Origin of the sequence: Nocardia sp. NPDC052566, assembly GCF_044547285.1 — a bacterium.
Lineage (GTDB): Bacteria > Actinomycetota > Actinomycetes > Mycobacteriales > Mycobacteriaceae > Nocardia.
Map to the genome: position 1 here is coordinate 1,530,560 of NZ_JBIUAF010000001.1, position 13,841 is coordinate 1,544,400.

The window sequence follows — 13,841 nt, forward strand, 5'->3', positions numbered from 1 at the left end:
ATGCCAGGAAGAACCGACATTTTGCCCGTAGGTCATGGCGCCCGCCGAAGGTCACGGTAAAGTATCGATATGCCGTCTTCCCGGGAACGTGGCACTCGCAAGGTCACCATCACGGTGCCCGAGGAGGTCGCCGCGACATTGGACCAGTGGAAGGCCGCGGGCCGGATCGAATCGGTGTCCGGATTCGTCGCCGAATCGGTGCGCGCCAGGATCGACCGCGCGGAGTCACTGGCGAAGATCGAGGAAATCACCGGCGGCAGGCCACCTTTGGATCTGATCAATCGTGCCCGCGCCATGCAGGGCTTACCCCCGCTACCCGATAAGGAGGCGGGCGGACCGCACGCCGGTGCCGCGTGAGCGAGCGCAGCGAGCGACCATCGACACAGCCGCACAGCGGGCACGGCGGAGCCGAGCGCCAGCGAGGTGGAGCCGTGAACGCGGCGGCACTCGGCGGCGTGGTCTTCGACACCGCCGCCGTGGTCGGTTGGGTGAATCAGGTCCCCTACGTGCAAGCGGTCACCTGGGCAACGGTCAACGCGGGCAACACCATCGTCGTGCCGAGCGCCGTACTCGCCGCGTCGCGCGCGGTCATCCGCGCCGATCGGCTCGATGTGCTCGCGGTACTGCTCGCGCTGCCGCACACCATCGTCACCGCGCTGGACCGCCCGACCGCGGAACGCCTCGGCGCCACCCTGGCCAGTCAGGCCGATATCGAAGCGCTCCTACCACCGGGTCACGCGGTGATCGAGGCGATCGCGCGTGACTGGCCGTGCCTCACCGGCCGAGCCGACCGCCTACGCCAGCTCGACCCGAGGGTGATCATCGATCCGCTGCCGTAAGAACCGCTCCCGTAAACCTCAGCGCAGCAACTCGATGACCGGCGCGAACTTCTCCATGCTGTGGTCGTGCACGCTGATGAAACTGATCCCGTAGCGCTCTCTGCGTTCTTGCAGCCGCTGCGCGATCTCCTCGGGTGTGCCGACCAGCAGGACGGGCAGCTCGTCGAAACGCTCGATCATCTCCGGTGTGAGATGCCCGCGGAATCGATCGATGGCCGCATCCCGCTCCTCCGGCAGAATCACCTGCTGATACAGCACATTCAGCTCGACCTGGCCGGCTCGCGCACCGAGCAGCCCGTTCACGTACGCGACGCGCTCGTCGTACTTCTCCGCCGACGAGAACAGCAGCGGCCCGCCGTCATGGGCGGCCGCGCCACCGGGCAGCGCGATGATGTCGGCCTGCTCGGCGGCCAGCCGCAGCAACCGATCGCCCCAGCCCGCGATCATCAGCGGCGGCCCGCCCGGCTGCGCGGCACTCGGCTTGTAGTCCGGGTCGGCGAACAGTTTGCGCAGCGTCTCGATCGTCTTGGTGAGGTGCGCGATGCGCTTGCCCGGCGTGGGAAAGGGCAGCCCCGCCGCCTCGAACTCCTCTTTCACATAGCCGATGCCGAGGCCGAGCTCCATCCGGCCGTCGATGAGCAGATCGGTGCCCGCCACCTCACGGGCCAGCAGAACCGGGTTGTAGAACGGGGTATTCAGCACGAAGGTGTTGATCCGCACCCGCTCAGTCGCCTCCGCGGCGGAGACCATGGCGGGAAAGGGAGCGTAGAGCCCGAGATGGTCGCACACGCTGATCACGTCGAAACCGAGTTGTTCTGCCCTGCGGCACTTTTCGATCCATTGGCGGCGCGGCGCCGAAGAGAGCATATTGACACCGAACCGGAATGGACGCTGCACAGCCATCTTTCCTGTCTACCAGCGGCCGCCACGCCAGGCCAGCCGTGTGCCGGTGGTCGGACCGACTCGGCCGCCTCTGCCCTAGAGTGGGCGCCAGATATTTGCTGAAGCACAACTCATGCAGTTTTACCTGACACGAGAGGGTTAACCGTATGACCACACAGCTAGATCCCGCTGTCCAGGAATTCGTCGACGCGCTCAACGACAACGACCAGGACCGCTTCTTCGCGATGCTCACCGACGATGCGTCGATGTCCGACGACGGCGTCGAGCGCAATATCGCGCAGTGGACCGATTCGGAGATCTTCGGCAGCAACGGCCGGATGCAGGTGGTCACCGTTGGCGACGACGGCACCGATCTCGTTGCCGACTACACCAATTCCCGCTGGGGTTCGATGCGCACCGCATGGCGGTTCACCGTGCGCGACGGCAAGATCAGCCGATTCGAGACCGGCCAGGCGTGAGACCGCACGCCTGATATGTTGCGCACGTGTTCGTCGCACCTCGCTATGGTTCGGGCTCGCTCGCCGATCTGTTTCCCTCGCTGCTCGCCGGACTCGGCGTGCCCGGCGAGGTCGACCGGCTCGGACTCGGCATCGCGGCCGACCGCATCTGCGTACTGCTGATCGACGGACTCGGCGCGGACGCGCTCGCGGCACACGCGACCGCGGCGCCGTTCCTGTCCGGCCTCGCGCCCGCGGTGCTGACCGCGGGCTTCCCGAGCACGACGGCGACCAGCCTCAGCTCGCTCGGCGTCGGCGTGCCACCGGGCGAACACGGCATCGTCGGCTATCTGCTGAACGTGCCCGGCTACGGCAAACTGCTGAACCCGCTGGCCTGGCGGCTGCACGGCGACGGATCGAAAGCGGATCTGCGCACCCAGCTGGTACCGGAGCGGTTCCAGCCCGCCACAACGGTTTTCGAGCGAGCCGCGGCCGACGGCGTCGCGGTGACCCAGGTGGCGCCGCGCTATCAGGCGGGCTCCGGGCTGACCAGGGCGGTGTTGCGCGGCTGCGAATTCCGTCCCTCGGTATCCACCGGTGACCTGATCTCCGGTGTCGGGGAGGCACTGCGTGCGGGTTCGCGCTCGCTGGTCTACGCCTACCACGGCGATCTCGACACCACCGGTCACGTGCGCGGACCGTCCTCGCGGGCATGGCGCCTCGAACTCGCGCACGTCGACCGCATGGCGGCGGCCATCGCCGAGAACCTGCCGCCGGGTGCGGTGCTGCTCGTCACCGCCGACCACGGCATGGTCGAGATCGACGATCGCGTCGACTTCGACAGCAGCGCTGAACTCTCCACCGGCGTCGCGCAGCTCGGCGGCGAGCCACGAGCACGGCACGTCTACACCGTCGACGGATCCGCCCCCGATGTCGCCGACACCTGGCGCGCGCTCCTCGGTCCCGACTTCGAGGTACTGGTGCGCGACGACGCGATCGCCCGCGGCTGGTTCGGGCCGACGGTCGCCGCCCACGTCATCGACCGCATCGGCGATCTGGTGGTCGTCGCACGCGCCCCGCGCGGCATCGTCCGCACCGGTGTCGAACCGCTCCAGTCCGCCCTTGTCGGCCACCACGGTTCGCTGACGGCCGCCGAGATGAACGTTCCGCTCCGTATATATGGAGCGAACGCCGCATAGGGTGGTTGGCGAACGCGGCATTCGTCGCACACCATGCCCCCTGGGAGGAAGTACACAATGAATGCGGACCCGACCCCGCACGGTGCGAGTCTTACGAGCACCTGTTCGCGGCGGCGCCAATTCAACACAGTCCTCGGAGTGGCGGTGGTCGCGTTGCTACTCGCGGGCTGCACCGATATTCAGCGCGCGCTCAACCGGGGCGGCGATACGCCGTGCAACGAGTACGTCAAGCAGGACCAGGACACCAAGCGCATGACGATCACCAAATTCGTCAAGCAGCAGACCGGTGACGAGCACGAGCCCGCGGGCACCGTCGTCGACGCGACGATGGTCTCGGTGGATCTGCTGTGCGGCGCACAGCTCAACGGCGAGACACCGATCAAGAACGCCGACGTGGCAGGCATTTTCATCAAGAAATGAAACGCCGGTGGTTCCCGCCGAACACTCCCGCACGGCTGCTGCGTACGCCATGATGAGAGAGCGAATTTGTGAGCAGCGGACGGCGTCCGCTTCGCGCCGGGCCGGGTGAAGCTGGATGCGGTCGTTCAATCGACGATGGGGTTTTGCGAGGTGGCACATTTGCGCACCCTCACCCAGCAGCGGGCCGAACTCGAAAGGGAATGGGAGCGCTGGGCGACCACGCCGACACCGGCGGGGCAGATCCAGCGCGGCCCTGCCCTGCGCACCGAGGTCGTACAGTCCTGGCAGCGTTCGCTACACACCGTCGATCCGAGTGCGACCGTGGCGCCGAGCCTCGACGATGTCGATGCCCGCTGGGCCGAATCCGCGCTGCGCGCGCCGATCACCCAGCTCGGCGATCAGCTGCGTGACATCTCCGAGGACGCGGGCTACCTGGCCGTAGTGACCGACGCCGACGGCACCATCATGTGGACACGCGGTGATCGCACGCTGCGCAGGCAGGCCGAGCAGGTGAACTTCGCGCCGGGCGGCTGCTGGGGCGAAAGCCATATGGGCACCAACGGTTTATCGCTCGCGCTGCATACCGACCGGCCGGAGACGGTGTTCTCCGCCGAACATCTGGTGGCCGCGCTGCACGGCTGGGTCTGCTATTCGGTGCCGATCCACGGGCCCGACGGCAGGAAGCTCGGCGTGCTCGATCTGTCCAGCGCGTGGAACCGCTCGCATTCGATGGTGATGCCGTCGGTGCGCGCGCTGGTCACCGCGATCGAATCCATGCTGCGCGTCTCGGCGCCGGCGCCCGTGCCCGGCGTGCGGCTGGAATGTCTCGGCGCGTCCCGGCTGATGCGCGACGGCAGGCCGCTGCCGCTGCCGCCACGGCAGCTGGAGATCCTGGCGCTGCTCGCGCTGGAGCCGGAGGGCTTCACGCCCGAGCAGTTGCAGGCCGCCATCTACGGCGACCGTCCGGTCTCGGCGAGCACGCTCAAAGCCGATGTCTCCCATCTGCGCCGGGCCACCGGCGGCGAGATCACCCCGCGCCGCTACATGCTCACCGCGCCGGTGTCCTGTGACGCCGTGGATCTGGTGGCCGCCATCTCGGCGGGCGACACCAGTTCCGCCGTCTGGCTCTACAAGGGCCCGTTGATGCCCGGTTCGGATACGCCCGGGATTCTCGACTGGCGTGCGTTCCTGGATGTCGGCGTGCGCAGCGCGGTGCTGGCCAGCGACCGGGCCGAGCACGCCGTGCAATTCGGCGAGCGCGCACCGGGCGATATCGAGGTGCACGAGCACGCCTTGCGGTTGCTGCCGCAGGGCGACGTGCGCCGTGCGACGGTGTCGGCCCGGCTGCACACCGCCTTGCGGCCCTAGCTACCAGCGCGGGTTTCCGGCACCAACCTCTCGCCAACCTCGGCACGCAATAGTGGCCCCGTCAGCGAAGTTTCCGCGAGGAGCGAGGGCCATGATCTACGCCAAACCCGGGTCGGACACCGGCATCGTCAGCTACGCCACCCGCTATGACAACTTCATCGGCGGGGATTGGGCGGCGCCGATCGAGGGCAGGTACTTCGACAATCCCTCCCCCGTCGACGGCGAAACCTTCTGCGCCGTGCCGCGTTCCACCGCCGCCGATGTCGACATGGCGCTGGAGGCCGCCCATCGCGCCGCCGAGGGCTGGGCCGCGACCTCACCGACCGAGCGCGCGAATATCCTCAACAAGATCGCCGACCGGATCGAGAACAGCCTCGAGCCGCTGGCCGTCGCCGAGACCTGGGACAACGGCAAACCGGTCCGCGAGACGCTCGCCGCCGATCTACCGCTCGCGGTCGACCACTTCCGCTACTTCGCCGGCGCGATCCGCGCGCAGGAGGGCGGCATCTCCGAGATCGATGCCGACACCATCGCCTACCACTTCCACGAGCCGCTCGGCGTTGTCGGGCAGATCATCCCGTGGAACTTCCCGATCTTGATGGCCACCTGGAAGCTGGCGCCCGCGCTGGCCGCGGGCAACTGCGTGGTGCTCAAACCCGCCGAGCAGACCCCTGCCTCGATCCTGCTCGTCATCGAGCTCATCGCCGACCTGTTGCCGCCCGGTGTGCTCAACGTGGTCAACGGATTCGGCGTGGAGGCGGGCAAACCGCTGGCCAGCAGCCCGCGGGTGGCGAAAGTCGCCTTCACCGGCGAGACGACCACCGGCAGGCTGATCCTGCAGTACGCGAGCGAGAACATCATTCCGGTCAGCCTGGAACTCGGCGGCAAGAGCCCGAATATCTTTCTGCCGGACGTCATGTCGGCAGAGGACGAATTCCTTGACAAGGCCGTCGAGGGATTCGTCATGTTCGCGCTCAACCAGGGCGAGGTGTGCACCTGCCCGTCGCGCGCGCTGATCCACTCGTCGATCTACGACGAATTCCTGGCCCGCTGCATCGAGCGGACCCGAGCGATCAAGGGAGGCAACCCACTCGACGACACCACCATGATCGGTGCGCAAGCCAGCAACGATCAGTACGAGAAGATCCTGTCCTACATCGACATCGGCAGGCGTGAGGGCGCCCGCGTGCTCACCGGAGGGGAAGCACGCAAGGTGGACGGCCTGCCCGGCGGGTACTACATCCAGCCGACGATCTTCGAGGGAGACAACACCATGCGGATCTTCCAGGAGGAGATTTTCGGACCGGTCGTCTCGGTGACCAAGTTCGACACCGTCGAGGAAGCGGTGCGCATCGCCAACGACACCCTCTACGGTCTCGGCGCGGGCGTATGGACCCGCGATATCAACACCGCGTACCGATTGGGCCGGTCCATCAAGGCGGGCCGGGTCTGGACCAACTGCTTCCACGCCTACCCGGCGCACGCCGCGTTCGGCGGGTACAAGAAGTCCGGCATCGGGCGCGAGAACCACAAGATGATGCTGGATCACTACCAGCAGACGAAGAACCTACTGGTCAGTTATTCCGCGAGCAAGCTCGGATTCTTCTGATGCAGAGCCGAATCCATCGCGTCGAGATCACCGACGCCGCACGCAACGTGCTGCGCAGGCTGATCGAGCAGCACGGCCCTGTGCTGTTCCATCAATCCGGCGGCTGCTGCGACGGCAGCTCACCCATGTGCTTCCCCGCCAGGGAGTTCCGTGTGGGAGCGGCCGACGTGCTGCTCGGTCACCTGGCGTGGCACACCGAATTCTGGATGAGCGGTGACCAGTACGAGCTCTGGAAGCACACGCATCTGACCGTGGATGTGGTGAACGGCCGGGGCAGCGGCTTCTCCCTCGAAGCGCCCGACGGTGTGCGTTTCATCATCCGCTCGCGTCTGCTCACCGACGCGGAGACGGCGGCGCTGGCGGCGGGACCGCCGCCACGCACAGGCGCGGACAGGATGACCTAGGCGTACCTCCGCATTCGCTCCGGCCATGCGCGAAGCGGACTCCGTCCGCTGCGACTGGGACGTCTAGGTACACACAAGCGAACCGGCGGCGGCGTCCGCCAGGTGGTCCGCAGACCCACCTGGCGGGCGCTGGTTCGGTATCAGCGACCGGGCAGGAACCGGATGGCGCGCGCGACGGTCATCAGGAAGCGCTGCCACTTGTCCTGTGAGAACAGCGGCGGCGCATCGAGGTTCATGAACCGGGTGACCACGACGGTCTGCGGTTCGGTGAACTTCAACAACCCGTCGGGGCCGTGCCTGCGCCCGACGCCGGAGATCCCCATCCCGCCCATCGGTGCGCCGGTGCTGCCCCAGGCCGGTGCGTAACCCTCGTCGACGCAGACCGTGCCCGCGTGCAGCCGGGCCGCGATGCGCTCGCCCTCGCTCTTGCTCGCGGCCCAAACACTGGCGTTCAGACCGTATTCCGTATCGTTGGCCAGCTTGACGGCCTCCTCCACATCGTCGACCGGATAGATCGACACCAGCGGGCCGAAGGTCTCCTCGCGGCCGCACTCCATCTGGTCGGTCACCTCCGACAGCACGGTCGGCTCGTAGAACAGCGGGCCCAGATCCGGCCGCGCCTTACCGCCCGCGAGCACTTTCGCGCCCTTGGAGGTGGCGTCGGCGACGTGCTTGCTCACCGTCTCCAGCTGTGCCTCGGAGATCAGGCTGCCGATATCGGTCGAATAGTCGTACGCGGCACCGACTTTCGCGGCGTCGACCGCGGCGACGAACTTCTCGGTGAATTCCGCGGCCACCGCGCGCTCGACATAGAGCCGCTCGATGGAGATACACAGCTGCCCGGCGTTGGAGAAGCAGGCGCGCACCGCCGCCTTGGCCACCTTGTCCAGATCGGCGCCGCGGGTGACGATCATCGGATTCTTGCCGCCGAGTTCCGCGGAGAAGCCGATCAGCCTGCGCCCGCACTGTTCGGCCAGGGTGCGCCCGGTCGCCGAGGAGCCGGTGAACATCAGGTAGTCGCAGCTGTCCACGATCGCCGTGCCGACCACGGTGCCCGGACCAGGCACCACCGCGAGCAGATCGCGCGGCAGGCCCGCCTGGTACAGCAGTTCGGCATTGGCCAGCGAGGAGAACGGGGTCTGACTGTCCGGTTTGACCACCACCGCGTTGCCGGCGAGCAGCGCCGGAATCGAATCGCCGATGGACAGCAGCATCGGGTAGTTCCACGGCGCGACGACGCCGACCACGCCCTTGGGCTGTGCCTGCACCGAGGTCCGGTTGAGTACGGGGAACGCGCCCTGTGCCGAGTGCGGTGCGAGCAGATTCGGTGCGACCCTGGCGAAGTAGCGGGCCGCGAACATCAGCCCCATGATCTCTTCCTGGGCCGCCCAGCGCGCCTTACCGGTTTCGGCCTGCACCACGTCCATCAGGAATTCGCGGTGCTCGACCACCAGCGCCCGGTAGCGCTCGAGCACGCCTGCGCGCTCCTTGACCCGCCTGGCGGCCCAGCGCACCTGCGCCGCGCGTGCTTTATCGAATGCGACCGCCACGTCCTCGGCGGTGCCGACGGGCACGGTACCGAGTGCCTTACCGGTGAAGGTCTCGGCGATCGACTTGCTAGGGCGCGCTTTCGGGTCGTCGATCGCGGCGAGCGCGCTCAGACGGTCGAAAACGGCGGCTTCCGGCGCCGGCATTGTGCCTCCTACTTGTCAGTAACCCCGAATTACATAAGCTTATCCGCCTCTCCGCGTACTCAGGCCAGACCCAGGTGACAGATCCGCCGCGTTGGCGGCCGGCGGTAAGACAGTGGCTGGGTCAGCCGGTCCCCCGGGAGTTACCCATGTCCTCACGAGATCAGTTGTCACCTCGACAGGGCCCGACCGTTCATGATCAACCGCATACAGGTATAGCTCACAATGTCAATTGCAGTCTCGCTCAACGGGAATCGAGCAAAGGACGAGTCGGTATGTTGCGTCCGTTCTGTTAAGTTGTGCCGATGTTCAGAGCGAGGCTCGGTGTCCGAACGCGGATATTGGCAATCGCGCTCATTCCGAGCCTGACTCTGTTTGTGGTCGGCGTGGGCGCAGCGGGATACCTGGTAGCCGAGGGCAACAAGGCGAAGAACTGGGCCATCGAAATGCAGAAGGCCCAGGCGCCGACCAGGGAACTGGTCGAGGCCGTCCAGCAGGAACGGCACCTGTCGCTGGCCTTGCTCGCCGGGGACGAGACCGCGGGCCCCGCGCTCGCCGCCGCCCGCCCGCGAATGGACAGCGCGTTCCGCGGGCTCATCGCCATCTCGACCGGGATACGCAAGGTCGACGATTCCAAGATCGGTGACGACCTGGCCGGGTTCAACACCCTGTTCACCCAGATGGCCGCGGTGCGTTCGGGCGTCGACGCGGGACAGATTCCGCCGGGCGACGCCTACGTCTTCTACAACCATCTGCTGGACGTGGTCTCGGTCGGCTCGCAGGTGGCCCAGCAGTCCGCGCCCGACGCCGAGATCGGCGTGGAGATCGCCGAGGGCATGCGGACGCTCTACGCGACGGAGGCGATGTCGCGCAGCAACGCGCTTGCCTTCGCGATGGTCACCGAGAATCGGCCGGGCCCGGTCCCGATGGACGAGTTCCTGCGGCAGATCGGCTACTACCACACCGAGATCGTCACCCTGACCACCGAAATCGATGGCTACCAGAAGGAACTCGGCAACAAGATCACCCACAGTGCGTCGTGGCAGCGGCTCAGCGAGATGGAAAGCGCCATCGCGCAGCGCAATACCACCCCGGCCACGGTGCCGAACAGCTCCAGCTCCAGCAGCAGCTCGTCCAAACAGGCCACCACGCCGCCGCTTCCGCTGACCATGACCGAATGGCAGAGCACCGCGGCCGAGGTCAACAAGCAGCTGGTCGACCTGTGGATGGTGCAGAACAAGCACACCCAGGAACTCGCCGAGGAGAAGGCGGCGCGCGACGAGCGGAACTCGCTGCTCGGCGGCATCGCGGTCGTGGCGATCAGCCTGACCGCCTTCCTCATCGCGCTGGTGCTGGCGAACCGGATCATCCGCAGGCTCAAGCGATTGCGCGGACAGACCCTGCTGCTCGCCGACGAGCGACTACCGGAGATGATGCGCAAACTGCGCGAGGGTGAGACGGTCTACCCGGCCGCCGAATCGCCGGTGCTCGACTACGGCCGCGACGAGATCGGCCAGGTGGCCAAGGCATTCCAGCACGCGCACGCGGCGGCCGTCGCAGGCGCCATCGCCGAAGCGCGCACCCGCGAGGGTGTGAAGGCGGTCTTCCTCAATATCGCGCACCGCAGCCAGATCGTGGTGCACCGGCAGCTGGAGATCCTGGACGACGCCGAACGGCGCCAGGAGGATCCGGCCCTGCTCGACACGCTGTTCCGCCTCGATCACCTGGCCACCCGGGAGCGGCGCAATGCCGAGAACCTGATCATCCTCGGCGGCGGCCAGCCGGGACGGCAGTGGCGCAATCCGGTGCCGCTGATCGACCTGGTGCGCAGCGCCATCGGCGAGACACTCGACTACGCCAGGGTGCGCGTAGCCAGGCAGCCCGAGGTGCAGATCGCCGGCACCGTTGTCGCCGACCTCATCCACCTGCTCGCCGAACTCGTCGACAACGCCACCGCGTTCTCCCCGCCGCAGTCGCGGGTCGAGGTGTCGGGGAATATCGTCGGCAAGGGCGTGGTCACCGAGATCATCGACCAGGGCATGGGCATGCCCGAGGCCGAGCTCACCAGGGTCAACGAAATGCTGCGCCACCCACCGGATTTCGGTGTCGCCGCGCTGTCCTCCGATTCACGCCTCGGCCTGTTCGTCGTCGCCCAGCTCGCCGCGCGCCACGGTGTCTCGGTGCGGCTCACCGAGTCCGACTACGGCGGGATCCGCGCCATCGTGCTGATCCCCACCGCGCTCATCGCCGGCGAGACCGCCGCGCTCGCGCCGACGCCGGAATTGGCCGATCCCGCACGCCACCAACATTTCCCGCCACCCGCCGCGCTGGAGTCCGCCGCGGCCGCCGCGCCGGAACCGCTGGCAACGCCGACCGCTACCATGGTGGTAGAACCGCCGAAGGCGGTGTCCGCCAACGGATTACAGCACGCTGAAGAGGCGCGCACGACACCGGACGGCCGTCCGGCATTGCCGCGCCGCAACCGGCAGGCTAGTCTCGCACCCGAATTGGCGGAACCGGCGATCCCGGAACCCGCCCCGGAACGCGCGCGCTCCGCCGAGCAGGCCCGAGACCTCATGTCCGCCATCGAAAACGGCACCAGGCAGGGCCGTAAGCCGCTGTCCAGCTCTACGGACGAACAGGAAGGTAAGTGACCACTTCCCATACAGGTGATCTCAACTGGCTGCTCGATGATCTGGTCGATCGACTGGCCGGCGTGCGTCAGGCGGTGGTGCTGTCCACCGATGGTTTGTTACTCGGCCGCTCCGCCGCGATGACCCGCGAGGACGCCGAACATTTCGCCGCGATGTCCTCCACCCTGTACGGGCTGGCGCGCAGCGCGGGCAGCCGCTTCGACGGCGGCGGCGTGCGGCAGGCGGTGATCGAACTCGACCGTGCGGTCCTGTTCGTCACCTCGGCGGGCGACAACGCCTGCCTGGCATTACAGGCCAACGAGTCGGCCAACCTGGGGATGGTTGCCTACGAGATGAACCTGACCGTGCAGCGGGTCGGCAGCTATCTGTCGACAACACCGCGGCGCGGCCCCGAATAAGGAACAGTCATGACGCGTCGTTTGGGTGAGCCGTTTTTCGACGAGGCGGCGGGCCCACTGGTCCGGCCCTACGCCGTGACCAAGGGACGCACCATCGGGGCCGGACACGACCTCGACATGCTGACGGTGGTGGTCGCGGCACGGCCCGCGCCCACCCTGCGCCGTACCGAACCCGAATACGCGGACATCATCCGGCTCTGCCGGGATCCGCAATCGGTGGCCGAGGTCGCGGCGGCCTTGAAACTCCCCTTGGTGGTGACCAAGATCCTCGTCGGTGACCTGATCGGCGAGGGACATCTGATCTTCCGGGCGCCGGTGCAACCCGATGCCGGCCCCGGCGACCTCAACGTATTGCGAGCGGTACTGGATGGCATCCGAAAAATTTGACCCGGCCAAGCTCGACCCGAGCCCGGTCCCGCACCTCGCCGCCTCGGTGAAGATCCTCATCGCGGGCGGATTCGGTGTCGGTAAGACGACCATGGTTTCCTCGATCAGCGAGATCGCGCCGCTGCGCACCGAGGAGCTGATCACCGAGGTCAGCACCGGCGTCGACGACCTGTCCGGGGTCGAGCAGAAGTCGACGACCACGGTGGCACTGGACTTCGGCCGCATCACCATCGATCGCGACCTGGTGCTATATCTGTTCGGCACACCTGGCCAGGACCGGTTCTGGTTCCTCTGGGACGAGCTGGCCAGGGGCGCGCTCGGCGCGGTGGTGCTCGCCGACACCCGCAGGCTCGGCAACTCCTTCGCCGCCGTCGACTTCTTCGAACGGCGTGGCCTGGCCTTCATAGTCGCGGTCAACTGTTTCGACGGCGCGCCGCAGTACACCACCGACGAGGTACGCGACGCGCTCGACCTCGACCCCGGCACGCCGGTACTGCTCTGCGATGCCCGCAGCCGCGAATCCTGTAAGAACGTGCTGCTGACTCTGGTCGAGCATCTGATCGAACGGGCAGGTCGCGCACCGGTCGCCAGCTGATTTCAGACCAGCTCAGCTCAGATCTGGTGCAACCAGGCGATGAACAACACGATCCCGCCCGCGGTGAGTGCCACGGCGAGCGGGATCGGCCAGCGCGGCGCCGCACGGCCGAGTAGCGCCCGGGCGAGGCGGCGCTGGAACACGCCCAGTGCGGCGAGGACAGCCAGCCACGCGGGCAGCAGCCCGATGCCGAGCAGGGCGTGCACGGCCCACGCGCCCGCGAGTGTGGGCCCGCCCCAAGAGTTCTCGTAGTTGCCCGACGCCAGCAGCGGATAGAACGCACCGCGCACTGCCGCGAGGCCCGCGAGAAAAGCGAGGAACCAGGTCAGCAGCCCGACGACACCGCTGAGCACCGCGTGCACAGCCGCACGGACTGCCAATCGCTCTCCGAGAGCGAAGGATTCGCCGAACATCCGGCGCGGCACCCGCAGGCGGACCGCGACGGGCGTGGCGGCCAGCGGCAGCGCCCACAGCGCGTAGGCGGCCGACCGCAGCAGCTTTCGTAGCGAGCTCATGCCGCCGACGGTAGCGCGCCGGGACGGTTGCTCAGTGCAGCTGCCCCGCGTCGACGAGGTCGTCGAACAGTAGTTGGTCGACCGGCGGCACCTGGGCGCGATCGGCGTAGGTGAACCAGGCGACCTCTTCGATTTCGCTGCTTGCGGCCAGCGTTCCGTGATAGTCGGCGGTGTAGCAGCTCATCCGGACCACCGACGGGCCGTGGTTCGCCTCGTAGGTGCCGACGTGCGCGACGGTCTCGGGCAGCAGCGCGACGGTGAGCTCCTCCTCGATCTCGCGCAGCAGCGTCTGCAGATCGGTCTCCGCGCCCTCGCGCTTACCGCCGGGGATGTAGAAGACGTCCTTGCCGCGCGGCCGCGCGCACAGGATGCGCCCCTGCTCGATGCGCACCCACGCCACCGTATCGATCAGCATCAGCGCA

Annotated in this window: 16 protein-coding genes; 12 read left to right on the plus strand and 4 right to left on the minus strand. The window is 67.5% G+C overall.

What is annotated here, in order from left to right; all coding sequences use genetic code 11:
- Window positions 1-69 precede the first annotated feature (69 nt).
- Both ACIG5A_RS06220 and ACIG5A_RS06225 read left to right on the plus strand, forming a co-directional pair.
- The gene (locus tag ACIG5A_RS06220) at window positions 70-357 is read left to right on the plus strand and encodes a hypothetical protein (protein ID WP_397238294.1); all 288 of its coding nucleotides are present in this window, start codon (window positions 70-72) and stop codon (window positions 355-357) included.
- A gap of 74 nt (window positions 358-431) precedes the next feature.
- Window positions 432-839 carry a hypothetical protein gene (locus tag ACIG5A_RS06225; protein ID WP_397238296.1) on the plus strand — a complete coding sequence of 136 codons (408 nt, stop codon included), beginning with the start codon at window positions 432-434 and terminating at the stop codon, window positions 837-839.
- A gap of 18 nt (window positions 840-857) precedes the next feature.
- Here the strand turns inward: ACIG5A_RS06225 and ACIG5A_RS06230 are convergent, their stop codons facing one another.
- Window positions 858-1,742: an LLM class F420-dependent oxidoreductase gene (locus tag ACIG5A_RS06230; RefSeq protein ID WP_397238298.1), complete on the minus strand. Its 885-nt coding sequence runs from the start codon at window positions 1,740-1,742 to the stop codon at window positions 858-860.
- A 146-nt stretch (window positions 1,743-1,888) separates the two neighbouring features.
- Between ACIG5A_RS06230 and ACIG5A_RS06235 the strand changes: the two genes are divergently transcribed.
- From ACIG5A_RS06235 to ACIG5A_RS06260, 6 genes are all read left to right on the plus strand, one after another.
- Window positions 1,889-2,200, plus strand: coding sequence for a nuclear transport factor 2 family protein (locus ACIG5A_RS06235; RefSeq protein ID WP_397238300.1), 312 nt, complete (start codon window positions 1,889-1,891; stop codon window positions 2,198-2,200).
- 26 nt (window positions 2,201-2,226) lie between these two features.
- A complete protein-coding gene (locus ACIG5A_RS06240; RefSeq protein ID WP_397238302.1) occupies window positions 2,227-3,378 on the plus strand; it encodes an alkaline phosphatase family protein in 1,152 nt (383 codons plus the stop codon).
- A 57-nt stretch (window positions 3,379-3,435) separates the two neighbouring features.
- Window positions 3,436-3,798: a hypothetical protein gene (locus tag ACIG5A_RS06245; RefSeq protein ID WP_397238304.1), complete on the plus strand. Its 363-nt coding sequence runs from the start codon at window positions 3,436-3,438 to the stop codon at window positions 3,796-3,798.
- 150 nt (window positions 3,799-3,948) lie between these two features.
- Window positions 3,949-5,166, plus strand: a complete 1,218-nt coding sequence (locus ACIG5A_RS06250) for a transcriptional regulator (protein ID WP_397238306.1) — start codon at window positions 3,949-3,951, stop codon at window positions 5,164-5,166.
- 91 nt (window positions 5,167-5,257) lie between these two features.
- The gene (locus tag ACIG5A_RS06255; protein ID WP_397238308.1) at window positions 5,258-6,775 is read left to right on the plus strand and encodes an aldehyde dehydrogenase family protein; all 1,518 of its coding nucleotides are present in this window, start codon (window positions 5,258-5,260) and stop codon (window positions 6,773-6,775) included.
- Window positions 6,775-7,179, plus strand: a complete 405-nt coding sequence (locus ACIG5A_RS06260) for a DUF779 domain-containing protein (protein WP_397238310.1) — start codon at window positions 6,775-6,777, stop codon at window positions 7,177-7,179. Before ACIG5A_RS06255 ends, ACIG5A_RS06260 begins: the two co-directional genes overlap by 1 nt.
- 140 nt (window positions 7,180-7,319) lie before the next feature.
- Here ACIG5A_RS06260 and ACIG5A_RS06265 read toward each other — a convergent pair whose 3' ends face one another.
- Entirely contained in the window at window positions 7,320-8,873 is a 1,554-nt protein-coding gene (locus ACIG5A_RS06265; protein ID WP_397238312.1) for a succinic semialdehyde dehydrogenase, read from the minus strand.
- Between the two features lie 383 nt (window positions 8,874-9,256).
- Here ACIG5A_RS06265 and ACIG5A_RS06270 point away from each other — a divergent pair, with 383 nt between their 5' ends.
- Genes ACIG5A_RS06270 through ACIG5A_RS06285 form a run of 4 tightly spaced genes read left to right on the plus strand, consistent with a single transcriptional unit; the run spans window position 9,257 to window position 12,904 of the window.
- Window positions 9,257-11,524: a nitrate- and nitrite sensing domain-containing protein gene (locus ACIG5A_RS06270; protein ID WP_397238314.1), complete on the plus strand. Its 2,268-nt coding sequence runs from the start codon at window positions 9,257-9,259 to the stop codon at window positions 11,522-11,524.
- Window positions 11,521-11,922 carry a roadblock/LC7 domain-containing protein gene (locus ACIG5A_RS06275; protein ID WP_397238316.1) on the plus strand — a complete coding sequence of 134 codons (402 nt, stop codon included), beginning with the start codon at window positions 11,521-11,523 and terminating at the stop codon, window positions 11,920-11,922. The genes ACIG5A_RS06270 and ACIG5A_RS06275 overlap by 4 nt, the downstream gene beginning before the upstream one ends.
- 9 nt (window positions 11,923-11,931) lie before the next feature.
- Window positions 11,932-12,309 carry a DUF742 domain-containing protein gene (locus ACIG5A_RS06280; protein WP_397238318.1) on the plus strand — a complete coding sequence of 126 codons (378 nt, stop codon included), beginning with the start codon at window positions 11,932-11,934 and terminating at the stop codon, window positions 12,307-12,309.
- The gene (locus ACIG5A_RS06285) at window positions 12,290-12,904 is read left to right on the plus strand and encodes a GTP-binding protein (RefSeq protein WP_397238320.1); all 615 of its coding nucleotides are present in this window, start codon (window positions 12,290-12,292) and stop codon (window positions 12,902-12,904) included. Before ACIG5A_RS06280 ends, ACIG5A_RS06285 begins: the two co-directional genes overlap by 20 nt.
- 17 nt (window positions 12,905-12,921) lie before the next feature.
- Here the strand turns inward: ACIG5A_RS06285 and ACIG5A_RS06290 are convergent, their stop codons facing one another.
- Both ACIG5A_RS06290 and ACIG5A_RS06295 read right to left on the minus strand, forming a co-directional pair.
- Entirely contained in the window at window positions 12,922-13,419 is a 498-nt protein-coding gene (locus ACIG5A_RS06290) for a sensor domain-containing protein (RefSeq protein ID WP_397238322.1), read from the minus strand.
- 31 nt (window positions 13,420-13,450) lie between these two features.
- Entirely contained in the window at window positions 13,451-13,834 is a 384-nt protein-coding gene (locus ACIG5A_RS06295) for an NUDIX domain-containing protein (RefSeq protein ID WP_397238324.1), read from the minus strand.
- Window positions 13,835-13,841: the final 7 nt, after the last annotated feature.

What these genes read in the sequence shown, in the direction of transcription:
- ACIG5A_RS06220 (WP_397238294.1), top strand. Translation starts at nt 70, where the DNA reads ATGCCGTCTTCCCGGGAACGTGGCACTCGCAAGGTCACCATCACGGTG.
- ACIG5A_RS06230 (WP_397238298.1), bottom strand. Translation starts at nt 1,742, where the DNA reads ATGGCTGTGCAGCGTCCATTCCGGTTCGGTGTCAATATGCTCTCTTCG.
- ACIG5A_RS06235 (WP_397238300.1), top strand. Translation starts at nt 1,889, where the DNA reads ATGACCACACAGCTAGATCCCGCTGTCCAGGAATTCGTCGACGCGCTC.
- ACIG5A_RS06245 (WP_397238304.1), top strand. Translation starts at nt 3,436, where the DNA reads ATGAATGCGGACCCGACCCCGCACGGTGCGAGTCTTACGAGCACCTGT.
- ACIG5A_RS06255 (WP_397238308.1), top strand. Translation starts at nt 5,258, where the DNA reads ATGATCTACGCCAAACCCGGGTCGGACACCGGCATCGTCAGCTACGCC.
- ACIG5A_RS06260 (WP_397238310.1), top strand. Translation starts at nt 6,775, where the DNA reads ATGCAGAGCCGAATCCATCGCGTCGAGATCACCGACGCCGCACGCAAC.
- ACIG5A_RS06265 (WP_397238312.1), bottom strand. Translation starts at nt 8,873, where the DNA reads ATGCCGGCGCCGGAAGCCGCCGTTTTCGACCGTCTGAGCGCGCTCGCC.
- ACIG5A_RS06280 (WP_397238318.1), top strand. Translation starts at nt 11,932, where the DNA reads ATGACGCGTCGTTTGGGTGAGCCGTTTTTCGACGAGGCGGCGGGCCCA.
- ACIG5A_RS06285 (WP_397238320.1), top strand. Translation starts at nt 12,290, where the DNA reads ATGGCATCCGAAAAATTTGACCCGGCCAAGCTCGACCCGAGCCCGGTC.
- ACIG5A_RS06290 (WP_397238322.1), bottom strand. Translation starts at nt 13,419, where the DNA reads ATGAGCTCGCTACGAAAGCTGCTGCGGTCGGCCGCCTACGCGCTGTGG.
- ACIG5A_RS06295 (WP_397238324.1), bottom strand. Translation starts at nt 13,834, where the DNA reads ATGCTGATCGATACGGTGGCGTGGGTGCGCATCGAGCAGGGGCGCATC.